This window comes from Primorskyibacter flagellatus (assembly GCF_014638275.1).
In the GTDB taxonomy this organism is placed as follows: domain Bacteria; phylum Pseudomonadota; class Alphaproteobacteria; order Rhodobacterales; family Rhodobacteraceae; genus Pseudooceanicola; species Pseudooceanicola flagellatus_A.
Map to the genome: position 1 here is coordinate 311,272 of NZ_BMFJ01000002.1, position 24,984 is coordinate 336,255.

19 protein-coding genes and 1 riboswitch are annotated in these 24,984 nt (G+C 68.5%); of the genes, 9 read left to right on the top strand and 10 right to left on the bottom strand.

What is annotated here, in order from left to right:
- Window positions 1–222 precede the first annotated feature (222 nt).
- From IEV87_RS15770 to IEV87_RS15785, 4 genes are all read left to right on the top strand, one after another.
- Entirely contained in the window at window positions 223–594 is a 372-nt protein-coding gene (locus tag IEV87_RS15770; protein ID WP_188478787.1) for a DUF1636 family protein, read from the top strand.
- 3 nt (window positions 595–597) lie between these two features.
- Window positions 598–1,560, top strand: coding sequence for a threonine-phosphate decarboxylase CobD (gene cobD / locus IEV87_RS15775; protein ID WP_188478788.1), 963 nt, complete (start codon window positions 598–600; stop codon window positions 1,558–1,560).
- Window positions 1,557–2,453 (top strand): adenosylcobinamide-phosphate synthase CbiB, encoded by an 897-nt coding sequence (gene cbiB, locus IEV87_RS15780; RefSeq protein ID WP_188478789.1) that lies wholly within the window; start codon window positions 1,557–1,559, stop codon window positions 2,451–2,453. The genes cobD and cbiB overlap by 4 nt, the downstream gene beginning before the upstream one ends.
- Window positions 2,454–2,515: 62 nt before the next feature.
- Entirely contained in the window at window positions 2,516–3,685 is a 1,170-nt protein-coding gene (locus IEV87_RS15785; RefSeq protein WP_188478790.1) for a lytic murein transglycosylase, read from the top strand.
- A gap of 120 nt (window positions 3,686–3,805) precedes the next feature.
- Here IEV87_RS15785 and IEV87_RS15790 read toward each other — a convergent pair whose 3' ends face one another.
- The 3 genes from IEV87_RS15790 to IEV87_RS15800 all read right to left on the bottom strand — a co-directional run bounded on the left by IEV87_RS15790 (window position 3,806) and on the right by IEV87_RS15800 (window position 8,387).
- Window positions 3,806–3,988 (bottom strand): hypothetical protein, encoded by a 183-nt coding sequence (locus tag IEV87_RS15790; RefSeq protein ID WP_188478791.1) that lies wholly within the window; start codon window positions 3,986–3,988, stop codon window positions 3,806–3,808.
- Window positions 3,989–4,090: 102 nt separating this feature from the next.
- Window positions 4,091–7,546: an AAA family ATPase gene (locus IEV87_RS15795; protein WP_188478792.1), complete on the bottom strand. Its 3,456-nt coding sequence runs from the start codon at window positions 7,544–7,546 to the stop codon at window positions 4,091–4,093.
- A gap of 115 nt (window positions 7,547–7,661) precedes the next feature.
- Window positions 7,662–8,387 (bottom strand): VPLPA-CTERM sorting domain-containing protein, encoded by a 726-nt coding sequence (locus IEV87_RS15800; protein ID WP_188478793.1) that lies wholly within the window; start codon window positions 8,385–8,387, stop codon window positions 7,662–7,664.
- A gap of 177 nt (window positions 8,388–8,564) precedes the next feature.
- A riboswitch (cobalamin riboswitch) is annotated at window positions 8,565–8,797 on the top strand.
- 37 nt (window positions 8,798–8,834) lie between these two features.
- Between IEV87_RS15800 and IEV87_RS15805 the strand changes: the two genes are divergently transcribed.
- The 5 genes from IEV87_RS15805 (at window position 8,835) to IEV87_RS15825 (ending at window position 15,455) form a co-directional block, all read left to right on the top strand.
- Entirely contained in the window at window positions 8,835–9,509 is a 675-nt protein-coding gene (locus IEV87_RS15805) for an energy-coupling factor ABC transporter permease (protein WP_188479485.1), read from the top strand.
- A 90-nt stretch (window positions 9,510–9,599) separates the two neighbouring features.
- Window positions 9,600–10,658, top strand: a complete 1,059-nt coding sequence (gene cobW / locus IEV87_RS15810) for a cobalamin biosynthesis protein CobW (RefSeq protein ID WP_188478794.1) — start codon at window positions 9,600–9,602, stop codon at window positions 10,656–10,658.
- Window positions 10,655–11,122: a GNAT family N-acetyltransferase gene (locus tag IEV87_RS15815; protein ID WP_188478795.1), complete on the top strand. Its 468-nt coding sequence runs from the start codon at window positions 10,655–10,657 to the stop codon at window positions 11,120–11,122. Before cobW ends, IEV87_RS15815 begins: the two co-directional genes overlap by 4 nt.
- A 60-nt stretch (window positions 11,123–11,182) precedes the next feature.
- Window positions 11,183–14,914 carry a cobaltochelatase subunit CobN gene (cobN, locus tag IEV87_RS15820; RefSeq protein ID WP_188478796.1) on the top strand — a complete coding sequence of 1,244 codons (3,732 nt, stop codon included), beginning with the start codon at window positions 11,183–11,185 and terminating at the stop codon, window positions 14,912–14,914.
- Window positions 14,915–14,990: 76 nt separating this feature from the next.
- A complete protein-coding gene (locus IEV87_RS15825; RefSeq protein ID WP_188478797.1) occupies window positions 14,991–15,455 on the top strand; it encodes a GNAT family N-acetyltransferase in 465 nt (154 codons plus the stop codon).
- Between the two features lie 7 nt (window positions 15,456–15,462).
- Here IEV87_RS15825 and IEV87_RS15830 read toward each other — a convergent pair whose 3' ends face one another.
- Genes IEV87_RS15830 through IEV87_RS15860 form a run of 7 tightly spaced genes read right to left on the bottom strand, consistent with a single transcriptional unit; the run spans window position 15,463 to window position 24,983 of the window.
- Complete coding sequence (locus IEV87_RS15830; RefSeq protein ID WP_188478798.1) at window positions 15,463–16,245, bottom strand: GntR family transcriptional regulator; 783 nt, start codon at window positions 16,243–16,245, stop codon at window positions 15,463–15,465.
- Window positions 16,246–16,282: 37 nt separating this feature from the next.
- Complete coding sequence (locus IEV87_RS15835) at window positions 16,283–19,543, bottom strand: acetyl-CoA carboxylase family protein (RefSeq protein ID WP_188478799.1); 3,261 nt, start codon at window positions 19,541–19,543, stop codon at window positions 16,283–16,285.
- On the bottom strand, window positions 19,540–21,246 hold the full coding sequence (locus IEV87_RS15840; protein ID WP_188478800.1) for an AMP-binding protein: 1,707 nt from the start codon (window positions 21,244–21,246) through the stop codon (window positions 19,540–19,542). Before IEV87_RS15840 ends, IEV87_RS15835 begins: the two co-directional genes overlap by 4 nt.
- On the bottom strand, window positions 21,243–22,916 hold the full coding sequence (locus tag IEV87_RS15845; protein ID WP_188478801.1) for an AMP-binding protein: 1,674 nt from the start codon (window positions 22,914–22,916) through the stop codon (window positions 21,243–21,245). Before IEV87_RS15845 ends, IEV87_RS15840 begins: the two co-directional genes overlap by 4 nt.
- Window positions 22,913–23,140 (bottom strand): acetyl-CoA carboxylase biotin carboxyl carrier protein subunit, encoded by a 228-nt coding sequence (locus IEV87_RS15850; protein WP_188478802.1) that lies wholly within the window; start codon window positions 23,138–23,140, stop codon window positions 22,913–22,915. Before IEV87_RS15850 ends, IEV87_RS15845 begins: the two co-directional genes overlap by 4 nt.
- Window positions 23,140–24,027, bottom strand: a complete 888-nt coding sequence (locus IEV87_RS15855; protein WP_188478803.1) for an ABC transporter permease — start codon at window positions 24,025–24,027, stop codon at window positions 23,140–23,142. The genes IEV87_RS15850 and IEV87_RS15855 overlap by 1 nt, the downstream gene beginning before the upstream one ends.
- Window positions 24,024–24,983: an ABC transporter permease gene (locus IEV87_RS15860; RefSeq protein ID WP_188478804.1), complete on the bottom strand. Its 960-nt coding sequence runs from the start codon at window positions 24,981–24,983 to the stop codon at window positions 24,024–24,026. Before IEV87_RS15860 ends, IEV87_RS15855 begins: the two co-directional genes overlap by 4 nt.
- Between the last annotated feature and the right edge of the window lies 1 nt (window position 24,984).

The window sequence follows — 24,984 nt, forward strand, 5'->3', positions numbered from 1 at the left end:
GCGGCGCGGTCAAGCAGCAGGCCTTTCCCGTGGTGAAAGACCGGACGGGAGGAGGACCGCCCGGTCCGTTACGTTTTGCGGCAGAATCCCTAACAAGTGGTTAACGTGGGCCCGGCGCACCGGCCAGCGAGAGGCGAAAGGGACGCGAGGTTTGCCATTGCCGTCAAAACCGGCTCTATGGCGCGACCGAAGACGCGACGAACAGACGGGGCAGACCAAGACATGACCACCTGGATCACCATCTGCGACACCTGCAAGCAGGAGGACTGGGCCGAGCGGGGCCAGCCCCTGACGGACGGCGAGGTTCTCGCCGGGCTGGTCGAAACCGCCGCCGCCGGGACCGGGCTGCGCACCCGCCGCGTCTCCTGTCTGATGGGATGTACCCATGGCTGCAACGTGGCGATCCAGGCGCAGGGCAAACTGGCCTACACGCTCGGGCGCTTCTCTCCCGATACCGACGCGGCCGGGGCCATCGTCGATTACGCCCGGCTGCACGCGGACAGCGACACCGGCCAGGTCCCGTTCCGCCAGTGGCCGCAGGGGGTGAAGGGGCACTTCGTCACCCGCCACCCGCCCCTGCCGGACGACGCCTGACAGATGTCCGCCACGGGCCACAGCCGCGACCACGGCGGCCGGATCGACGACGCGATCCGGGCCTTTGGCGGCACGCGCGAGGACTGGATCGACCTTTCGACCGGCATCAACCCGGTCCCCTACCCCGTCACGGACCTGTCCGCCCGCGCCTGGACGGCCCTGCCCGACCGCGACGCGGAAGAGGCGCTGATCAAGGCCGCCCGCCGCCTCTGGCAGGTCCCGCCCGAGGTCGCGGTTCTAGCCGTTCCCGGTGCCTCCGCCGCGATTGCATTGATCCCGCGCCTGCGCCCCGCCGCGACCGTCCGCATCCCCGGCCCGACCTACAACGAACATGCCGCGGCTTTCCGCGCTGCCGGCTGGCAGGTGACGGAGGAAGATGGGGCCGCCGGGGCAGTCGTGCTTGTCCACCCCAATAATCCCGATGGCCGCTGGCACACCGCCGACGACGCCGGTGCTGCACTCTGCATTATCGACGAAAGCTTCTGCGACATCGCGCCGGATCGCAGCCTGATCGCCAGCGCCATCCGCCCGGGCAAGCTGGTGCTGAAGAGCTTCGGCAAGTTCTGGGGGCTGGCCGGACTGCGGCTTGGTTTCGTCATCGGCGACCCCGATCTGGTCGGACCGCTTGCGGCGATGCTTGGCCCCTGGCCGGTCTCGGGCCCCGCGCTCGAACTCGGCGCGCGCGCGTTAGGCGACACCGCATGGGCCGCCGACACCCGTGCGCGGCTGGCCGAGGACGCCGCCCGCCTCGACCGCCTCGTCACCGCCACCGGCGCGACCCTGACCGGAGGCACACCGCTCTTCCGCCTTTACGACCACCCGCGCGCCGCCGGGCTGCACCGCCATCTGTCGACCCATCACATCCTGACCCGCCCCTTCCCCTGGTCCGCCACCGCCCTGCGCTTCGGCCTGCCTGCCCCGAAGGACTGGCCGCGCTTGGAAACCGCGCTCGGAGCCTTCCGGTGACGCTGGTCCTTGCCCTTCTGCTGGACGCGGCCTTCGGGGAACCGGACTGGCTCTGGTCCCGCCTGACCCATCCCGCAGTCGTCATCGGCCGCCTGATCGACCGGGCCGACCGCCGGTTCAACACCGGACCGATGCGGCGCGCCAGGGGCGTCGCCCTGACCCTAGCCCTGCTGGCCGGGGCCTGGACCATCGGCACCGCTATAGCCGCGCTCGGCAGCCTGCCCGAAGCCATCGCCGCCGCCATCCTGCTTGCCCAGAGATCTTTGGCCGATCACGTCGCCGCCGTCGCCGATGCCCTGCGCCTGTCCCGCGCGGCAGGGCGCACCGCCGTCGCCCGCATCGTCGGCCGCGACACCGAAGCCATGGACGACCCGGCCATCGCCCGCGCCGCCATCGAAAGCGCGGCCGAGAACTTCTCAGACGGCATCGTCGCCCCCGCCTTCTGGTTCCTGGTCGGAGGCCTGCCCGCCATGCTCGCCTACAAGGCCGTGAATACCGCCGACAGCATGATCGGCTACCGCACCCCGCGCCACGTGGCATTCGGCTGGGCCTCCGCCCGGCTCGACGACCTGCTGAACCTGATCCCCGCGCGTGCCACCGCCCTGCTGCTGTGCCTCGCCGCCCGACACCGACCCGACTGGGGCGCGCTTGCCCGCGACGCGCGCCAGCACCGCTCTCCCAATGCCGGCTGGCCGGAGGCCGCCATGGCCCGCGCGCTCGACATCGCCCTGTCCGGACCTCGCGCCTATCACGGCGAACTGCGCCCCTTCCCCTGGGTGAACGGCAGCGCCCGCCGCATGATCGGCCCCCAAGAGATCGACCGCGCCGTCGCCCTGATCTGGCGCGCCTGGGCCCTTCTCGCCGCCATCGCGCTGCTCTTTGCGCTGGTCTGACAGCCCTGTTGCCGCGCCCGCGCGACCTGATAGGGTCGCCGGAAACCGAAGCGGAGACCCCGATGCGCCGACTGACAGCAACCCTTGCCGCCCTCTGCCTGACCGCCGCCCCGGCCCTGGCGCAATGCGGCGGCAGTTTCGGCGGCTTCGTGCAGGGCCTGAAGGCCGAAGCGGTCGCCAAGGGCCATGCCCCCGCCTCCGTCGACCGGTTCTTCGCCCCGGTCCGCCACGACCCCGCCGTCATCAGGGCCGACCGCGCGCAGGGCGTGTTCCAGCTGGATTTCACCAGTTTCGCACGCCGCCTGATCTCCCAGAACCGGATCAGCGCAGGTCAGGCCAATGCGAAGAAATACGACGCGGTCTTCGACCGGGTCGAGGCTGAATACGGCGTCTCCCGCGGGGTGCTGCTGGCCTTCTGGGCGTTCGAAACGGACTACGGTGCCTTCCAGGGCGACTTCAACACGCTGAACGCGCTGGTGACCCTGGCCCACGACTGCCGCCGTCCGGAGCTGTTCCGGCCGCAGATTTTCGCCGCCCTCACCCTGTTCGAACACGGCGATTTCGACCCCGCCCGCACCACCGGTGCCTGGGCCGGAGAGATCGGCATGGTGCAGATGCTGCCCGGCGACATCCTTGAAAACGGCGTGGACGGCGACGGCGACGGGCATGTGCTGCTCAAGACCTCCGCCCCCGACGCACTGATGTCCGGCGCGAAGATGCTGCGCCACCTCGGCTGGCGCGCCGGAGAGCCCTGGCTGCAGGAAATCGTGCTGCCCGCGGAAATGGACTGGTCGAAGACCGGTCTCCGCACCACCATGACCCCGGATCAGTGGCAGGCCATGGGCGTACGCCCGCGCTCGGGCCAGTGGCTCACCGGACTGCCCGCCTCAGTCATAATTCCGCAGGGGCGGAAGGGCCCGGCCTTCCTCGCCTACCCCAACTTCTCCGTCTATTTCGAGTGGAACCAGAGCTTCACCTATGTCCTGACCGCCGCCTATTTCGCAAACCGCCTGACCGGAGCGCCGGTCTTCGACGCCGGCAATCCCGAGCCGGGGCTTTCCGGCGCAGAGATGAAGCGGCTCCAGCAGAAACTGGCCGCCCGGGGCTACGACGTGGGCGACATCGACGGCATCCTGGGCGCGAAATCGCGCGAGGCCGTGCAGAAGGTCCAGCAGGAACTGGGGATGCCCGCCGACGCCTGGCCGACCGCGGCCCTGCTGAACCGGTTGTAGGCACGACGGGCCAAGAGCCGAATGATCGCGACCGCCAGTCAGGGTCATCATCTCCCGACGCTGCGAAGGATCGCGACGCCAGGAGACCATGCGGACCCTGGTTAGCCAGCCGTTGCCGGATCAGCGGACCTGCCGACGGCCGTCGCGGGTCACGCCGATATCGTCCAGAAGATACTGCGGCAATGCTTCCAGCTTCTCCCGGTCGCGGCGGATCCGGGCGGCTTCGGCCAGGCGAAGCATGAGCGACCGCCACGGGCGGACGGGGCGGGGCAGCGGGGCGCGCCGAACATCGGTGAAGGACATGACAGACTCCTGTTTATCGTCACGCGCCTCCTATCCCGCCGGACAAAGACAGTCCTGCGCCAGTTCGATGAACTTTCCTTGAACCCCGGCCGGCAGGCAGCTTTACGCCACCAGCGCCTCGGCCTTCTTCAGATCGACGGAAACCAGCTGCGACACGCCCTGCTCCTGCATGGTCACGCCGAACAGCCGATCCATGCGCGCCATGGTCACGGCGTGGTGCGTGATGATGAGGAACCTCGTGTCGGCCCGATTCACCATTTCGTCCAGCAGGTCGCAGAACCGGGTGACGTTGGCGTCGTCCAGCGGCGCGTCGACCTCGTCCAGCACACAGATCGGCGCGGGGTTCACGAGGAAAACCGCAAAGATCAGCGCCATGGCCGTCAGCGTCTGCTCCCCGCCCGACAGCAGCGACAGGACCGACAGCTTCTTGCCCGGCGGCTGGCACATGATCTCCAGCCCCGCCTCGAGCGGGTCGTCGGATTCCACCAGCACGAGGTTGGCCTCGCCGCCGCCAAAGAGATGACGGAACAGCATCCCGAAGTTGCGGTTCACCTGGGTGAAGGCCTGCAACAGCCGGTCGCGCCCTTCACGGTTCAGCCCGGCAATGCCATTGCGCAGGGTGGCGATGGCCTCCGTCAGGTCGTCCTTCTCCCGAACCAGCGCCAGATGCTCCGCCGCGACCTCCCTGGCGTCCTCCTCCGCCCGCAGGTTCACCGCGCCAAGCGCGTCACGCTGGCGGCGCAGCCGGTTCAGGTCGTTCTCGATGGCATCGGAGGAGGGCATTGACGCCACATCGACCGCCAGCGACTCCAGCAGCTGCTTGGGCGTGACCTCCTGCTCCTCGGCGATACGTTCGGCGGCGCGTTCGACCGCCTCCTGCGCGGCGTCGGACTTCGCTTCCGCCCGCGCGCGGGCCTCGCGTGCCTCTGACGCAGTGCGCTCCGCATCCCGCTCCGTCGCCACGGCCTCGCGCAACGCGGCCTCGGCAACGGACAAAGCATCCGCGGCTTCCGCCCGCCGGGCCTCCGCTTTCACGATCTCCGCCGACAGCGCCTCTCGCTTCCCCGCCAGATCCTGCGGCACCGCCTCGGCATCCGCCAGTTCCGCCTCGCTCGAGCCCCGCCGCGCCTCAAGCTCCGCGATCCGCTTGTCCGCCGTGTCCAGCCGAAGCCGCCAGCCGCTGATTTCCTTGATGACCTCCTGCGACCGGCGCACCCGCGCCTCGCCTTCGCGGCGCAGTTCATCGTGGGCCGCTCGGCGGGACATCATGGTGACCCTCGCGGCCTCCACCGCCAGCTTGATCTCGTCCACCGTCACCCGCGCACCGGCGAGATCGGGGAGATCCCGCACCGCCTTCTCCGCTTCCTTGACCTGCGCGCTGGCAGCCAGCGCCTCCTCCTCGTGCCGTGCCACGGCCAGGCCAAGGCTCTCAAGCCGGGTTTCGGCAATCGACTGGTCGGACTCCGCCCGGTTCAGCCGCCGCGCGGCCTCCTGCACCAGCTGGTCCGCCTGCTTCCGCGCCTGCCGGGCCCGCGCATCGGCATCCGTCAGATCCGCCAGACGCTTCGACAGGCTCTGATGCGCCGCGCGCGCCCCCTCGGCCCGCGCATTCGCCTGTTCTAGCTCCTGCTTCAGCGCCTCCAGCCGGTTCATCTGCTGCAAACGAAGCGCCGCGGCCGAGGGCGCGTCCTCTGCCCAGGCCCGGTAGCCGTCCCATCTCCACAGGTCGCCCTCGATCGACACAAGGCGCTGACCGGGACGCAGCATCGGTTGCAACCGCGCCGCATCCTCGGCGTCGATCAATCCGATCTGGGCGATCCGGCGGCGCAGCACATTCGGCACCGTCACCACTTCGCTCAGCGCCATGACGCCGCCCGGCAGCCCCGGCGCGTCGTCGTAGTCCGGCAGACCGACCCAGCCCGACGGCCCGTCGCCCGCGACGACCGGCGCGCGCAGGTCATCCGCCAGGGCCGCGCCAAGCGCCTTTTCGTAGCCCGGAGCAACCCGCACCTCGTCCAGCACCTGCCCGGACTCCGCGCTTTCCCGCGCCACCAGCCGCGCCAGCGCGCTCGTCTCGGCCTGCAGCGCATTCACCTCGCCCTCGGCCGAGGACCTAGCCGCGCGCGCATCCGCCTCGCGCTGCTGCGTCTCCGCCCGCGTGGTTTCGGCGGCGGCCAGCGTTTCCTCCGCCCGCTGCGCCGTGCCCTGCGCCTGCGCGACCTGCGCCTCTGCCGCCTTGCGGTCCTCAGCCGCCGCCGCGACGGCCTTGCGCGATTCCGACACCGCGAACCGCGCCTTCTCCGCCTCGGATTCGCTGCGTGCCCGCGTCCGCAGACTGTCGTCCAGCAGACGCTGCGCCGACAGGTGCCGCGCCGACAGCCGCGCCACATCTTCCGTCAGGGTCGACAGGTCGGATTCCCGCTGCGTCAGGACCGCCGCGGCCTCGCGCGACTGTTCGGCCAGTTCGGCCAGATGGTCGCCATGCCCTTCACCGGCCTTGGCCAGTTCGCGTTGCTCCCATTCCAGCCGGGCGATCGTCTCGCCGGCATCGCGGTTCAGGCCCTGCTCCCGCTCCCGGTCCTTGACCAGCTGTTCGATCCGGGCGCGCAGCACGGCGATGGTCTCCACCGCCCGCGCCTCTTCCTCCGTCAGCTGGTCGCGCTGGACCTGAAGCCGTTGCAGGATCGCGCCCGCGACCGCCTCTTCCTCGCGCTTGGGAGGCAGCGCCTCTTCCGCCGCGCCGCGGGCTTGACCGGACTTCACCGCCGCCGCCTCGGCCTGCGCGGCCGCCGTCACCCGGCCCTTCAGATCGGCCAGAGCAACCGTCCGGGCCTCATCCGCCTCTTTCCAGCGGCGGTAGAGCAGCATCCCCTCGGCCCGCCGGAGCTCTGCCCCGATCGACCGATACCGCTGCGCCTGCCGCGCCTGCCGTTCCAGCACCTGCAACTGCTGTGCCAGCGTCTCGATCACGTCGTCGACGCGGGACAGGTTCTGTTCGGCCCCGTTCAGCTTCAGCTCCGCCTCGTGCCGCCGCTGGTAGAGGCCCGAGATCCCCGCCGCCTCCTCGAGAATCCGCCGCCTTGCCTTGGGCTTGGCGTTGATGAGTTCCGAGATCTGCCCCTGCCGCACCAACGCCGGCGACTGCGCCCCGGTCGAGGCATCGGCAAACAGCATCTGCACGTCCCGCGCCCGCACATCCTTGCCGTTGGTCTTGTAGGCCGACCCGACGTCGCGGGTGATGCGGCGCACGATCTCGATCTGGTCCTGGTCGTTGAACCCGGCGGGCGCCAGCCGCTCCTGGTTGTCGATGATGAGCGAGACCTCGGCGAAGTTCCGGGCCGGGCGCGACGACGCCCCGGCAAAGATCACGTCCTCCATCCCTCCGCCGCGCATCGCCGTGGGACGGTTTTCGCCCATCACCCATCTCAGCGCCTCAAGCAGGTTGGACTTGCCGCAGCCGTTCGGACCGACCACGCCGGTCAGCCCGTCATGGATCAGAAGATCCGTCGGGTCGACAAAGCTCTTGAAGCCGGTGAGCCTGAGTTTTGAAAAGCGCAAAGGGCGTCCGCCTGATTCCGTCCGTTCCGGACAGACTGCGGAGCGCCCCTGTGTGAGTCAACGCCGGACCGCCGCATATTGGGCGGACCGACGGCTTTTCCACAAGATATTGACGTCAGACCCGCGACGACCGGCGGCGAACCGCCCCGAAGGCGCCAAGCGCACCGACCAGCAGCACCGCCCCGGCGGGCAGCGGGACGGCGGAAAGATCGGTGATGGTGGCACCCAGAATGTCGAAGTTCGCCCGCGCGACCTGCGGTTCTCCGGTGAAGGCGCCGTTCAGGAACAGCGACAGCCCCGCACGCGACAGGTCGAAATCGCCCGGCCCCGTCGGAACCGGATCGCTCAGCCCGATGAAGCTGGAACCGGACATCAGCGCGGTGATGCCGAAGCTGCCAAAGGCCGGCGGCGTCAGCCCGGTGTCCGCCGCCAGCTGCGCGGCCAGCACCGTGTCCGAGATCAGCGGAGAGAACCCGACGATGCTGGTCCCCGCACCGGGGATAAAGGTCGACACGACATCGCAGTCGTTCAGCAGGTCGCAGCGGTCGGTCGCCGGATCGAACCCCGCACCGGCGATGGTCAGCGCGATGGAGGAGACCAGATCGCGCAGCGTCGTGACGTTGCCCGCCACTTCGGGCACCGCGCCGCTCGCATCGAAATCGAAGTCGTAGATGATCGTCGTGCCATCGATCCGGGCCTTGAGCGCGTCAAGCACGCCGGTCGGAAGCGCGGCACCGGAATCCCCTGTGAAGGACAGCGTGCCGGTCAGGCGGAAGGGAGAGGCGGCAACCGCGGTCGCACAGGTCGAAATGGCCAGGCAGAGAGCCAGAAGGGTTTTCATGAGTCTGTTCCGGAAATAGAAGAAGTATACCGCCACAGTATCAGAGGTTTACCCTCCGTCCAACAAATTCGCCACGCCTGCGTGGTGCGCTGTCCGCGTGGCAGGCAGGACTGCCGCGCCAAAGGCACCCCGACCCCGCGCGACGCGGATTCTCCTTGACCTCGGCACCCCGGCGGGACCACAACCGATTATTACGGTTCCCCATCAAAAGGCGCAAAGCGCCCGGGGATAATCGGGAATGCGGACCGGACGACCCACTTCGGGATCCGAAACCGCAGCCGCCCCCGCGACTGTACAGCGGCGAGCGGGCTTCATTCAGCCACTGGCGACATGGGAAACCATGAAACCGGGAAGGCGAAGCCCCGCAGCGACCCGCCAGCCAGGAGACCGGCCGTAGCGATGAAACCCAGAACGCTGTCGGGGATGACGGCGAAGGAGAACAGACAGATGCATATCGAACCCGGAATCGTCACTGGCGCCAAGATGATCCTCAGCTACGGCACTGCCGCGGCTGCAGGTACTTACACCGCCAAGCTGGTGTGGGACCATATCAAGGCGATGGACGTCGCGCGGCTCGCCATCGGCACCGCAGCCTCGACCGTCCTGACCTTCATCTTCTTCCAGGTCCTGCCGCACTTCCCCGTCGGCGTGTCCGAGGTCCATTTCATCCTCGGCTCCACCCTCTTCCTGCTGTTCGGCGCCGCGCCCGCGGGCATCGGCCTCGCGCTTGGCCTGCTGGCTCAGGGCGTCTTCTTCGCCCCCTTCGACCTGCCGCAGTACACGATCAACGTGACCACCCTGCTCGCCCCGCTTTACGCCATGTCCCTGCTCGCCCGTCGCATCATCCCGGCCGGCACCCGCTATGCCGACGTGAGCTATGGCCAGGCGCTCGCCCTCTCCACCGCCTTCCAGGCCGGGGTCGTCGCATGGGTCGCCTTCTGGGCCTTCTACGGCCAGGGCTTCTCCGCCACCACGCTGGCCTCCGTCACCTCCTTTGGCGCGGCCTACATGATGGTCATCCTGATCGAACCGCTGGCCGACCTCGCCGTGCTGGCCGGGGCCAAGACCCTGCGCGACACCTCGCTCGCCCGCCTGTTCACGCCGCGCCTTTTCGCGGCCTGATCTAGGGCCCATTGCGACCGATCTCCGGCGGCTCCTCCGTGAGCCGCCGTTTCCCCTTTTGCCGACTGTCCTCTTGAAGGAGGCCGCCCCATGCCCGCCAAGATCCCTGCAACCGTCGTCACCGGCTTTCTCGGCGCCGGAAAGACCACGCTGATCCGCCACATGCTGCAGAACGCGAACGGCAAGCGGATCGCGCTCATCATCAACGAATTCGGCGACCTCGGCGTCGACGGAGACATCCTGCGCGGCTGTGGCGACAGCGCCTGCCGCGAAGAGGACATCATGGAGCTTTCCAACGGCTGCATCTGCTGCACCGTGGCCGAGGATTTCATTCCGACGCTCGAAAAGCTGCTCGACCGGGAGGACCGCCCCGACCACATCGTGATCGAAACCTCCGGCCTCGCCCTGCCCCAGCCCCTCGTGCGCGCCTTCAGCTGGCCCGCGATTTCCACCCGCGTCACGGTCGATGGCGTCGTCACCGTGGTCGACGGCCCGGCCCATCACGCCGGAACCTTCGCCCATGACGTCGCCGCCGTGGATGCGCAGCGGGCGATGGACGACAACCTGGACCACGAGACCCCGCTGGCCGAGCTGTTCGAGGATCAACTGGCCTGCGCCGACATGATCGTCGTCAACAAGTCCGACCTGATGGACAGGACCGCGCTGATCTCCACCACCCAGACCCTGACCGATGCCGTCCGCCCCGGCGTGCGCGTCGTCCAGTCCTCCATGGGCGCGCTTCCGGTCGAGGTCCTGCTTGGCCTCGAAACCGCCGCCGAAACCGACATGGAAGCGCGCCACGAGGTCCATCACCACCACCACGACGATGAAGACGACGATCATGACCATGATCATGACCATGGCCACGACGATTTCGAATCTTTCGTCGTCACACGCGGAGAGATCGCCGACCCCAAAGCCTTTGCCGAACACGTCGCCGGAACGATCCGCGCCCATGGCATCCTGCGCCTCAAGGGCTTCGCCGCCGTCGCGGGCAAACCGATGCGCCTGACCCTGCAGGCGGTCGGCCCCCGGATCGACACCTACTACGACCAGCCCTTCGGCACCGCCCCGCGCGAAACCCGGCTCGTCGTGATCGGCCAGACCGGCCTCGACCGCGCCGCCATCGAGAAAGCGCTCGCCGCATGATCGTCGTCGAACCCGGAAACCCGCTTGACCCGCCCGCCTCCGCTCTGCTCGACGCGAGCCAGGGCCTGATGCGCCGTCTCTTCAATCCGGAGGAGAACCACTTCCTCTCTCACGAAGCTTTGGCGAAACCGGATATCCGCTTCTTCACCGCCCGCGACGGGGCAGAAACGCTCGGCACCGCGGCCCTGAAGCTCTGCGACGGCTACGGAGAGGTCAAAAGCTTCTTCGTAACCGAGGCCGCCCGCGGCAAGGGTGTCGGCGCGGCCCTCCTGCGCCAGATCGAAGACACGGCCCGGGACGAAGGCGTCACCATCCTGCGCCTCGAAACCGCCGACAAGCTCGACGCTGCCTGCCGCCTCTACGAACGCAACGGCTTCACCCGCCGCGGCCCCTTCGGCGCGTATCAGGCCAACGGCACATCGGTCTTCATGGAAAAGACCCTCGCCGCGCCCGATCCGACCTGACCTCATCTTGCCAGAAATATCCCCGCCGGAGGCATCGCCCCGGCAGGGGCGAACGGAACCATGCACCTCCTCGCCGCCACCCCCGGACGCATCGACACCGACGACGCGGTCGACTTGAACCAGACGCCCGCCGACCTGGTGGTGATCTCCGCCGCCGACACGGAACTCGCCGCCCTGTCCCACGCCCGCGCGGCGATGGAGGACCCGCCCGCCCTGCGCCTGGCAAACCTCTCTTCCCTGCAGCACCCCATGTCGGTCGACCTGCACCTCGACCAGACGGCGACGAAGTCGAAACTCGTCATCGCCCGCATTCTCGGCGGGGCAGCCTACTGGAAATACGGGTTCGAACAATACGCCGCCCGCCTGCGCGACGCCGGCGTTCCCTTCGCCGCCCTGTCCGGCGACGACAAGCCCGACGCCGACCTCCGCCGCTACTCAACCGTGTCGGATGACGACTACACCGCCCTTTGGCAGGCGCTCGTCGAAGGCGGACCGGAGAACGCCCAGACCTTCCTCGCCCACGCCCGCGCCATGATCCGCGACGCCGAGCGTCCCGCGCCCGCGCGGCCGCTTCTGAAATCCGGCCTTTACTGGCCCGGCGTCACCTCCGCCTCACTCGACACACTGCGCGCCACCTGGACACCCGATGCTCCGACGGTTCCGATCGTCTTCTACCGCGCGCTTCTGCAGGCCGGCGACCTCGGCCCCGTCAACCGCCTGACCCGCGCCCTGCTTCGCGCCGGGCTGAACCCGCTCCCCGTCTACGTCGCCTCGCTCAAGGACCCGGTCTCCGCCGCGACCCTCGATCACCTCTTCACCGAAACCCGGCCCGAGCTGATCCTGAACCTCACCAGCTTCGCCGTCGGCTCACCCCACGGTGACGATACCGGCGCGAACCCCCTCACCGCGCCCGCCGCCAACGACAGCCCCGTCTTCCAGGTCGTGCTCTCCGCCACGTCCGAGGATCACTGGGCCGACACCCTCACAGGCCTTTCCGCCCGCGACATCGCCATGAACGTCGCCCTGCCCGAGGTCGACGGCCGCATCCTTTCCCGCGCTGTGGCATTCAAGGGAGAAACCTTCTACGACGACGCCACCCAATGCCCGATCGCCGGCTGGCAGACCCGCGGTGACCGCATCGATTTCGTCACGCAGCTGGCAAAGAACTGGACGACCCTGCGCCGCACGCCCCCGCGGGAGCGCCGCGCAGCGATCATCCTCGCCAACTATCCCAACAAGGACGGCCGCCTCGCCAACGGCGTCGGCCTCGACACCCCCGCCGCCACGATCCACGCGCTGACAACCCTCGCCGCCGCAGGCTACGACGTCGAAAACGCCCCCTCCAACAGCGACGCCCTGATGGCCGAAATCACCTCCGGCCCCACGAACCATCTGACCGACCGGGCGCAGAGGACCGGAGGAACCTTCCTCTCCCTCGCCACCTACCTCACTCACTTCAACGCTCTTCCTTGGGACGTCAAAAAGCAGATCACCGACAGGTGGGGCACCCCCGAAGAAGACCCCTTCTTCACCGATCGCCCCAACCCTGCCGACTTCATCTTGCCAGAAATACTCCCGCCGGCGGCAGCCGCCTCAGGCGGCTTCAAACTCTCCCTCCATTCCCATGGCAACGTCATGATCGGTGTTCAGCCCGCCCGCGGCTACAACATCGACCCGGAGGAGACCTACCACGCCCCCGACCTTTCCCCGCCGCACAACTATCTCGCCTTCTACATCGCCCTGCGGGAGGCCTGGGGCGCGCACGCGATGATCCACATGGGCAAGCACGGCAACCTCGAATGGCTGCCCGGCAAGGCCATCGCCCTGTCGGAAACCTGCATCCCCGAGGCCGTGCTCGGCCCCATGCCCCACATCTACCCCTTCATCGTGAACGACCCGGGCGAAGGCACGCAGGCCAAGCGGCGCGCGCAGGCTGTCATCATCGATCACCTGACCCCGCCCCTGACCCGCGCCGAAAGCTACGGCCCCCTGCGCGACCTCGAAGCGCTGGTCGATGAATATTACGAAGCCGCCGGGGTCGACCCCCGCCGCATCACACATCTCCGGCGCGAAATTCTGAGCCTGACCTCAGCCACCGGCGTCGATCTCGACGCGGGCTTCACCGGGGACGAGGAGACCGACCTCCAAAAGCTTGACGCCTGGCTCTGCGATCTGAAGGAGGCGCAAATCCGGGATGGCCTCCACATCTTTGGCCTCTCGCCCGAAGGGCGCCTGTCCCGCGACCTCCTCCTCGCCCTGACCCGCATCCCGAGGGGGGAGGGCAAGGGTCCCGACGCCTCCCTCTCCCGAGCGCTGGCGTCGGACCTGAACCTCGCATTCGACCCGCTCGACTGCGACATGGCCGCTCCGTGGAATGGTCTGCGTCCGCAGGCGCTTTCCTCCCTTTCGCCAGACCAATGGCGCAGCACGGGCGACACCGTCGAACGCCTCGAACTGCTCGCCATCGCCCTGCTTGAAGGCACCGACGCCCCCGGCCCCGCCTCCGCCGCGGTCCTTGCCCATATCCGCGACACCATCGCCCCCACGCTCTCCGCCTGCGGACCGGCAGAAACCGCTGGCCTGCTTACCGCCCTCTCCGGCCGTTTCGTCGCCCCGGCCCCCTCCGGTGCCCCGACCCGCGGACGCCTCGACACCCTGCCCACGGGTCGCAACTTCTACAGTGTCGACAGCCGCGCCGTCCCGACCCCGACCGCGTGGAAACTGGGCTGGAAATCCGCGAACCTGCTGATCGACCGCCACCTGCAGGATCACGGCGACTACCCGCGGACTCTGCTCATCACCGCATGGGGCACCGCCAACATGCGCACCGGTGGCGACGACATCGCGCAGGCGCTCGCCCTCATGGGCGTCAAACCGACCTGGGACGCCGCCAACCGCCGCGTCACCGGTTTCGAGGTCCTGCCCGCCACCGCCCTAGGCCGCCCCCGGGTCGACGTGACCCTCCGCATTTCGGGCTTCTTCCGCGACGCTTTCCCGCAGCTTATTTCTCTTTTCGACAGCGCCGCCCGCGCCGTACAGAAGCTCGATGAACCCGAGGACACCAATCCCGCTGCCGCCCGCGCCCGCGCCGGTGAGGCCACGCACCGCATCTACGGCTCAAAACCCGGTGCCTACGGGGCGGGCCTTCAGGCCATGATCGACGAACGGCTCTGGCGCGACCCGAAGGATCTGGCAGAAGCCTACCTCACCTGGGGCGCATACGCCTACGGCGCGAAGACGGACGGAGAGGCCGACCGCGGCGGCCTGGAACAGCGCCTCTCCCAGACCGAAGCCATCGTCCAGAACCAGGACAACCGCGAACACGACCTGCTCGATTCCGACGACTACTACCAGTTCGAAGGCGGCGCTTCCGTCGCCGTGCAGCACCTGCAGGGCAGCGCGCGCCCCGTCTACCACAACGACCACTCCCGCCCTGAGCGCCCCGTCATCCGCACGCTGGACGAGGAAATCGCCCGCGTCCTCCGCTCCCGCGTCGTGAACCCCAAATGGATCGACGGGGTGAAGCGCCATGGCTACAAGGGCGCCTTCGAAATCGCCGCGACGGTCGACTACCTATTCGCCTTCGCCGCCACCACCAACGCCGTGAAGACCCACCATTTCGACCTTGTCGAACAGGCCTTCCTGGAAGACGATGACACCCGCAACTTCATCGAAACCCACAATCCCGCCGCCCTGAAGGAAATCGCCGACCGCCTGCAGGAGGCCATCGACCGCAACCTCTGGACCCCCCGCTCCAACTCTGCCCGCGCCCGGATCGCGTCCCTGACCTGAGCTTCATCTTGCCCGAAATACTCCGGGGGAGGCGCGGCACGCGCCGGGGGCAGCGCCCCCGTCAGACCTGACCGCCATGACCGACACCCCCCTCCGCCTGACCCCGGCCTCGCCCGAGATCGCCGCCACCCACGCCCTGCTGACCGCCGCCTTCGCCTATATGGACGGACGCATCGACCCGCCCTCCTCGCTCGCCCGGATGCCGGTGGCAGCGCTGGCGCAGGAGGCCGGGACAAACGAACTCTGGATCATCCCCGGCCCGCTGGCCTGCGTCATCCTCACGCCGAAGCCCGATCACCTCTATATCGGGAAGCTGGCCGTCGCCGATGCGGCTCGGGGCCGTGGCCTGGCCCGTCGGCTCCTTACGCTCGCCGAAACCCGTGCGAAGGCACTGGGCCTGCCGCGCCTTCAGCTCCAGACCCGCGTCGAACTGACGGAAAACCACGCCACCTTCGCCGCGCTCGGCTTCCGCGAGACCGGCCGCAGCAGTCACCCCGGATTCGACCGTCCGACGTCCCTGACCTTCGCGCGCGACCTCTGAACCGCGATCAGCGCAGACCCGACGGGCTGCTGGACGACAGGTTGGACAGCACCCGATCGCGGATCAGGTCGAGCCAGAGGCGCGTGTCCGCCTCTGCCGCCTGCGGATCGCCGCTGTGGATCGCCGCGATGCCGCGTTCTATCTGGGCCAGCCGCTTGCGCCGCTCCGCCCGGGTCAGCGCGTCCTGCGGCGTCTTCCAGATCGCCGTCCAGAAGGTGTGATCGTTCAGTTCCGACCAGATCTCCAGCAGCAGCTGATTCCCGCTGGTCGCGATGATCGTGTAGACGATCCGCGTCATCTGGAAACTGTAGTCGAGCGGGGCGCAATCAGCGATCTCCGCCATTCCGCGCAGCTGGTCGAGCCTGCGGTCGATCTTGAGCATGACGTTGCCCCCCGGATCCGCGGCCACCCGGCGCGCGACCGTGGCAGCGGCCATGCCGGCCAGCGCGTTCCGCACATTGAACAGATCGGCGATGGAGTCGCGCGTGACCGGGCGCACGAAGGCGCCGCGCCGCGGGATGATTTCCACCAGCCGTCTCTTTTCCAGGATCCGGAAGGCGTCGCGCACCGGGCCGCGGCTGACGCGGTAGAAATCCGCCAGCTTCTCCTCCCCGATCCGTTCCCCGGCCGACAGCCGCCCCTCCACGATCATCGCACCGACCGCATCCGCGATCTGTTCCGCCGTGGTAAGGGGGCGACGCAGCCGCCGGACCCCCGCCGACACGGGTTCGGAGCGCGCGGCCGCCACCTCCGACAGGGCCGCCGTTACGGGTTTTGTCCTGGGCGCCATAGCTTACCTCGCTGCCCCTTCGCCGGGCGGAGCCGTTCTACCATGTATCCACGAAACCGCGCATCCCCCTCTCGCGCGGACCGGTCGGGCGGGCCGCGTTAACCAGCCAGCGCCGGGTCTCGAGCGGGTCGATGACCGCGTCGATCTCGGTCGCGACGGCGTAGTTCACCGCTTTGCCCGTCTCGTAGAAGTTGGCGAGCAGCTTTTCGTAAAGCGCCTGCTTGCGGTCCGGATCGGTCTCCGCGTCCAGCTCCTTGCGGTAGCCAAGCCGCACCGCGCCTTCAAGCCCCATGCCGCCGAATTCCCCGGTCGGCCAGGCGACGGTGAGCGCCGCCTCCTTGAACCCGCCGGCGACCATGGCCATCGCACCAAGCCCGTAGCCCTTGCGCAGCACCACCGCATAGATCGGCACGGTGACAGAGGCGCCGGTGACGAACATCCGGCAGACATGACGCACCAGCGCGGTCTTCTCCGCCTCCGGCCCCACCATGAAGCCCGGCGTGTCGCAGAGCGATATGACAGGCAGGCCATGCGCGTTGCAAAGCTGCAGGAAACGCGACGCCTTGTCCGCCGCATCCGCGTCTATGGCCCCGCCCAGATGCTTGGGGTTGTTCGCGATCAGGCCGTACGGCTTGCCTTCGATCCGGATCAGCGCCGTCACCATGCCGGGGCCCCAGCCCTGCCGCAGTTCCAGCACCGACCCCTCGTCGGCGAGGCCATGGATCACGTCGCGCACCTCGTAGACCCGAAGGCGGTTTTCCGGGATCGCCCGCCGCAACAGTCGCTGATCGGGCACGGTCCAGTCCTTCAGAGACCCTTGGAAATACGACAGATACTGCTTGGCGACGGCGCAGGCCTCCGCCTCGTCCTTCACACGAATGTCGACGACACCGTTGGCCACCTGCACGTCGATCGGGCCGATATCCTCGGGCCGGTAGACGCCAAGCCCGCCGCCCTCGATCATCGCCGGACCAGCCATGCCGATATTGCTGTCCTCCGTCGCGATGATGACATCGCAGCAACCGAGCAGGGCCGCGTTCCCGGCAAAACAGCGCCCGGCCACCACGCCGACCACGGGCACCCGGCCGGACAGCGCGGCAAAGGCGGAAAAGCTGTGTCCGTCCAGCCCCGAGACCGTCGCCCGGTCGGTATCCCCCGGCCGTCCGCCGCCGCCTTCGGCAAAGAAGATCAGCGGCAGGTTGTTGTCCCCGGCGAGGCTGAAGATCCGGTCCAGCTTGCGGTGATGCCGCTGCCCCTGCGTCCCCGCCAGCACGGTGTAGTCGCCAAGCGCAAAGGCGCTTCGGGCCCGGTCCTCGTCGAACAAGGCACCATTCACGCTGCCGGTCCCGGTCAGGATGCCGTCGCCCGAGGTGTTGCGCACAAGGTCCTCCAGGCTGCGGCGGCGGGACTGTGCGGCAATCGCCAGCTCGCCATAGGCATTGAACGTGCCCTCGTCGCAAAGATCGGCGAGGTTCTCCTGTGCCGTACGCTGGTTGCGGGCACGGCGCTTGGCCACGGCCTCCGGCCGGGCGGCGTCACGGCCAAGGGCGAGCCGGTCGATCAGTTCCTGCAGGTCCGGGCGGATCGCGTCGAGATCGACCTCCGCCTCCGCCTCCGCTGCTGCATCCGGTCCGTCGCCGGGCTGGATCGACAGGATCGGCGCGTCCGGCATCAGCGTCTGACCCGGTTCTGCAAGCACCGCGCCGATGCGTCCCGAGGCCGGGGCTTCGATCGTATGCTCCATCTTCATGGCTTCGAGCAGGGCGATGACCTGCCCCTTGGCGACCAGATCGCCCTCCGCCACCCGGATGTCCACCACCGTGGCCTGCATCGGCGCGGGCACCGGCGTCTCTCCGGCGGGGACCTTGGCGACCTGCGTCTCCTCGGCCGTTTCAGCCGCCGTCCCGAACCCTGCGCGCGGCATGGCTGTGGCGGCGGCCGCCAGCCCCTCTGCCTGCGCCTCGATGAACCGGGTGGTGACGGCATAGTCGCCCATCTCCGCCCGGTCGAGCAGCGCGCGCAGCCACGGCAGGTTGGTGTCGAATCCGTCGATACGGAATTCGGCCAGCGCGCGCAGGCTGCGGGCCAGCGCCGCCGGATAGTCGTCCCCGCGTGCGATCACCTTCGCCAGCAGGGAGTCATAAGACGTCGAGGTCCGGTAGCCGGAATAGCCGAACCCGTCGACCCGGATCCCCGGCCCGGCTGGCGGATCATAGGCGGCCAGCGTCCCGCCAGAGGGGCGGATGGATCCGTCCGCGCCGATCTTTTCCATGTTCACCCGCGACTGGATCGCCGCCCCGCGCGGCGTGGCGGGCAGCGAAAGGTCGGCCAGCGCGGCGCCCTGCGCGATGCGCAGCTGAAGCGCCACGAGATCAATGTCGAAGATCGCCTCCGTGATCGTGTGTTCGACCTGGATGCGGGGATTTGCCTCGATGAAAAAGACCTCGCCCGTCGCGGTGTCCATCAGGAATTCGAAGGTGCCGAGGCTGCGGTAATTGCCCGCCGCCGCCAGCGTCCGCGCATGGTCGTGCAGGCTCTGCCGGATGGCGTCGTCAAGGAAGGGGGCGGGGGCGATCTCGATCACCTTCTGGTGGCGGCGCTGAAGCGTGCAGTCACGTTCGCCCAGCACGGCAATGCCGCCCTGCCCGTCGCCGAGGATCTGCACCTCGATATGCCGGGCGCTTTCGATAAAGCGTTCGACATAGACGTCGCCGTTGCCGAACGCCGCCTCCGCCTCGCGCCGGGCGGCGGCGACGGCGGTCTCCGCCTCCTCCGCGCTGCGCACCACGCGCATGCCGCGCCCGCCGCCGCCGGCGACCGCCTTGACGATCATCGCCGCGCCAGCTGGCAGGTCAGCGAAAAAGGCCGCCGCAGCCGCACCGTCCACCGGATCGGGCGTGCCCGGCACCACCGGCACGTTGCACTCCTGCGCCAGCTTGCGCGCCGCGACCTTGTCCCCGTACAGCGACAGAGACGCCGGCGTCGGCCCGACAAAGACCATGCCCGCCGCCTCGACCGCCTCTGCGAACCCCGCGTTCTCGCTCAGGAACCCGTAGCCCGGATGCACCGCATCGGCCCCGGCGCGGCGGGCGGCGGCAACCACCTCCTCCACGTCGAGATAGGCGCGCGCCCCGTGACCCGGCAGCTGTTCGGCCGCGTCGGCGCGCAGCACGTGCAGGGACAGCGCGTCATCGGCAGGATGCACGGCGACGGTCCGCACACCCGCATCGGCAGCGGTGCGGGCAATGCGCAGGGCGATCTCGCCCCGGTTGGCGATAAGCAGGGTCTTGAGGGTCACGCGATCTGTTCCTTGTCTTCCACCCAGGTCTGAAGCTCGGCCTTGCGCACCTTGCCGGTGGCGGTCATCGGCAGCGCCTCGACCAGCCGTATTTCGGGTATCTTGTATTTCGAGAGTTTTTCGGAAAGCCAGAGCGTCAGCGCCTCGGCCGTCAGGGCCGGATCGGCGGGCTGCACGAAGGCGACGGGGATCTGCCCCGCATGCGCATCGGCCCGCCCGACGACCCCCGACCCCTGGACGCCGGGATGCTTGCCCAGCACGGCCTCGACCTCTGCCGGGAAGACGGACATGCCGCGCACCTTCAGCATCTCCTTCCGGCGGCCGAGGTAATGAAGATACCCCATCTCGTCCAGCACGCCGATGTCGCCGGTATGGAGGAAGCCGTCGCGGATCGCCTCCTTCGTGGCCGCCTCGCGCCGCCAGTAGCCCTTGAGCATCGCGGGCGTGCGCACGGTGATCTCCCCCTCCTCACCCAGGGGCACGATGGCCCCGGTGTCGAAATCGCGGATGACGAATTCGGTCTGCGGCACCGGCAAGCCGACAAAGACGGGCTGCTGTTTCAGATCGAAATCGTCGTCCTGCATCGCGGTGGTGAAGGTGTTTGAGGTGTGTGTTTCCGTCATGCCCCAGGCAGCTTCGGCCAGCACGGTGCCGGTCAGGTCGAACCAGCGTTTGCGGATGTCGGTATCCAGCTTCTTCACGAAGCTCACCACCCGCACACGGGCCAGCGAGGACAGGTCGTAATCCCCGAAATCGGGACGGTTCATCAGTTCGACCGCGCCATCCACGATCAGCGCCGTTGTCGTCACGCGATACCGCTCGATCGCCTGCAGCACGCCAAGCGGATCCCATCTTGTCAGCAACACCAGCGGTTCGCCGTTCATCGGCGGCATGACCAAAGCGGTGTTCTCTCCGGCGATCCAGAATTCAGGGAAGAAGGACAGGGAGACGCCCTTCGCCCGGTTGGTCGTGACCGACCAGTTCGCCGCGCCGGTGAACACCATGTCGCGCTGCGTGTGGATGCAGCCCTTGGGCATGCCCGTTGTGCCGCCCGTGTAGTTCAGCGCCGCCGGGCTGTCGAGGTCACCGTGGTCCACCGGATCGGCGGGAAACGCCGCCAGCGCAGGCAGGAAGGCCGTGGTGCCGGGACAGGGTTTCGGCGCGGTCGCCACCATCGCCGGCAGGTTGAAGGCGGGCTCGGCCGGCAGCATCTCGGCCAGCGCGGTCGAAAAGATTTCCTCGACCTTCGTACCCGGGGTCGCCGCCTGCGCCACCGGCAGCAGCGTGTCGACCAGCAGCAGGGCGCGGGCGTCGGTGTCGTTCAGCACATAGGCGAGTTCGTCCGGCGTCGACAAAGGCGACACCGGCACATGCACCGCCCCCGCCTTGAGGATGCCGTAGAAGGCGATGTGGAACTGCGGGCAGTTCGGCATGAACACCGCCACACGGTCCCCCCTTGCCAACCCGCGTGCCGCCAGCAGATGCGCGAACCGGTTGGACTGCGCGTCAAGGTCTGCCCAGGTCAGTTCTGTCCCGTAGTAGATCACCGCCGGCGCGTCCGGCGTGGTCCTGGCCCAGTGCGTGACATGGGCGGTGAGGGGGATTTCGCCCAGGGGAAAGCTCACCTCGCGGGACAGGTGCGCGGGCCAGACCTTTGCCTGGCGCGCGGCGACATCGGCCAGATAGGCGCTCGGATCGCTCATGACGCGGTCTCCTTGTTCTCGGCCGGGTCGGCCAGTTCGGCAAGCAGGCTGGCGCGCAGCTTGTATTTCTCGATCTTGTTGGTGGGGGTCACCGGAAGGGCGGTGATGAAACGGATGTGGCGCGGGCGCATGTAGGGCGGCATCTCTGCCGCGGCATGGGCGCGCACCGCGGCTTCGTCCGGTAGGGCACCGTCCTCGAGTTCGAGGAAGACGGCGATGTCGTCCTCCTCTCCCGCCTGCGCAGGCACCGGAATGGCGGCGGCGGCCCGCACGCCGGGATGGCGCAGCATGACGCTTTCCACCTCAAAGCTGGACACGTTCTCCCCCCGAACGCGGAAGAAGCCGCCCATGCGGTCCACGAAGACGTAGTTCGCGCTGTCGGGCAGCTGCCGCACCGCGTCGCCGGTATGGAACCAGCAGTTCTTCAGCACCTTGAGCGTCGCCTCGGGCTTGTTGATGTATTCCTGCAGGATCATCGCAGGATAGCGCGGCCGGATGCACAGCTGCCCGACCTGCCCCGCCGCGACCGGCATGTCGTCCTCGTCCAGCGCAGCGACCTCCACCAGCCCCGAGGGCGCCCCCATCATTCCTTTGGGCAGATCGGTCCGTCCGTCGAAGACCGGGCGCCCGATGGTGCGGGCGGTGGCGCGGTAACTCTCCGGCGACAGGCCTTTCCACAGGTCGGGCGGGGTGCCCTGCCCGTCCGGAAATTCGTCCAGCACGCCGCCGAAGATCGACCCGCTCTCCGTCTGCCCGAAACCGACGGTCATGAAGTCCACGCCGAAGCGGCGCGCGAATTCATGATGCCGCGTGGTGTAGGGCTGGATATGGACCTTGTTCAGCGTGTTCGGCCGGTCTCCGGACGCGGGCTGCGACAGGATATGCGGGATCATCACGTCCAGGAGCGTCGCGCAGCTGGCGCCGACCGACCCGATCCGGTCCCAGAAGGTCGTGGCCGAGAACCTGTCCCAGATCCCGATCGACGACCCGAGCCAGGCCGCCCGCGCAAGGATGCTGAACGCCCCGCCGACATGGTAAAGCGGCAGGTCGCAGTGAAACACATCCTCGCCGGTGTTCAGGATCCGCGCGTTGAAACAGTACTGGTTGATCCAGCGATGCCCCAGCTTGACCCCCTTCGCAGGCCCCGTGGTGCCTGAGGTGTAGATGATGGCCGCCGGATCGTCATGCGCCAGCGCCACCTGCGGCACCCCGGTCCCGTTTAGCGTTTCGACATCGCCGCCCAGTCCCGCCAGCACGAACTCCGGCAGCCCGTCGCGATGGTCCTGGACAAGCGCCACGCCCTCCGCATCCGCGATCAGCACCTTCGGCGCGGTGTCCCGGATCTGGTAACGCAGGAAGTCGCCGCGCAGGTTGTAGTTCACCGGGGCAAACACCGCCCCGCAGCGCCAGATCGCGAACATCGCCAGCGCCGAAACCAGCGCGTCCCGCGCATGCACCGACACGTGATCCCCCGGCCCGACACCAAACGCGGCCAGACCCGCCGCCATCCGGTCCGTCCGCGCCCGGACGTCCGCATAGCTGAGCCGGGTGTCGCTGTCCCCGTGGTAGAGGAACAGCTTGTCCCCCTGCGCCGCGACGTGCCGGTCGAAGACGTCGCGCACGACGTCGCTACCTTCGGTCATGCGGGCGAACAGGTCAGCCGGCGTCATGATCCGGGCTCCAGTACCGCGACGACCTGATCCTCAGCGATCTCCTCGCCCTCACTCACCAGCAGCCGCAGCACCCGGCCCGCCACGTCGGACGCGACCGGGATCTCCATCTTCATCGCCTCCACGACAAGGATCGGCTCTCCTGCCGCCACCGCCTCGCCCTCGGCCTTCAGGATCTGCCAGACCCGCCCCGCGATATCGCTTCTGATTTCGGTCTCTGCCATCACGGTCTCCTCGAGGTGGGGTCCAGCGCCTCGCGCAGGGACTCGCCCACGGTGTTGAAGGCCAGCGCCGTGACGAGGATCGCGATCCCCGGCGCATACATCTGGGCCGGTGCGATCTGCGCATACAGGTAGGCCCGCGCGATCATCGACCCCCAGGATGCATCGGGCGGCTGCGTGCCGAGCCCGAGAAAGGACAGCGACGCCTCGGCCAGCAGCGCGACGGCCATCAGCAGGGTCATCTGTACCAGCACCGGCTGGATCGCGTTCGGCAGGATATGCCGCGTGAGGATCGACCAGGTCGACGCGCCGAAACACCGTGCCGCGTCGACGTAAAGCTCCTGCTTCAGCACCAGCGCCCGCGCCCGCACCAGCCGCGCCAGCTGCGGCGCAAAGACGATTCCGACCGACAGCATGGCATTGGTCAGCCCGATCCCGAGAACCCCGGTCACCGCGATGGCCAGTACGATGGCCGGGAAGGACAGGAACGTGTCGATGATGCGGCTCACGACCTCGTCCACCCAGCCCCCGGCGTAGCCCGCGATAAGCCCGATCGGAATGCCAAGCAGCGAAGCCACGCCAACGGCGAGGAACGCCGCGTAGACCGAGGCCCGCGCCCCGTAGATCAGCCGCGAGAACACGTCGCGGCCAAGGTCGTCGGTGCCAAGCAGATGCACTGCCGACGGCCCGTCGAGCATGGAGTTGTAGTCCTGCATCGTCGGATCGAACGGCGCGATCCACGGCGCGAAGATGGCACAGGCCACGATGACCGCCAGCGCGACCAGCGCCACGGCCGCGACCGGATCGTCGATCAGCCAGTGGCGGACCCGGGTGAGAAACCCGTCGCGGTCGATCTGGGCGACCGGGGGGGACTGCACGGCGTCGCTCATCGCTGGCTGATCCTCGGGTCGAGCACGGAGTAGAGCATGTCGGTGATCAGGTTCACGGTGATGACGGTCAGCACCATGACCAGCACCGCCCCCTGCACCACGGGGAAATCGCGCTGCAGCGTGGCGTTGACGATCGTGTTGCCCATGCCCGGCACGGCGAAGACGACCTCCACCACCACGGTGGCGGCGAGCGTCCGGTTCACCAGAAGCGAGATCACCGTCAGCAGGTTGACCGAGACGTTCTTCAGCCCGTGCCGCCACAGGATCGACCGGAACGGCAGGCCCTTGGCGTGCAGCGTGCGGAAATGCTGCGACCCCAGCACCTCGACCAGCGAGGAGCGCAGCTGCCGCGACACCTCTGCCACTCCGGACGCGGCGAGCGCCACGGCGGGCAGGGTCGCATACCAGATCGCACCGCTCAGGTCCTGCCACGGGGAGACGAAGCCGGTGGCGGGGAAAATCTGCCGGTTCAGCGCCAGCGCCACCACCAGGATCATCGCGATCCAGAAGTTCGGCAGCGCCACCCCGACCGAGGATCCGACCATCACCAGCCGGTCCGCCAGCCCGCCCGACCGCGCCGCCGCCAGCAGGCCAAGCGGCACCCCGATCACGATGGACAGCAAGATCGCGTAGCAGACGATGAACAGCGTGTTGGGAAAGACGCGGGCCAGCGTGGTCGTGACCTCCTCTCCCGACAGCAGCGATTCCGACAGGTCACCCTGCACCGCGTTCAGCGCCCATTGCCCGTATTGCACCAGCAGCGGCCGGTCGAGCCCGTTTATTCGCCGGATCTCCTCGATCCGCTCGGTCGTCGCGTTCTCGCCCGCCAGCGTGATCGCCACGTCCCCCGGCAACAGCTTGAGCAGCATGAAGACCGAAAAGGTGGCAAGCAGCAGCACCGGCACCGCCTGCACGATGCGCCGCCGCAGCATCCGTTTCTGTAGTGGGTTCAGCATG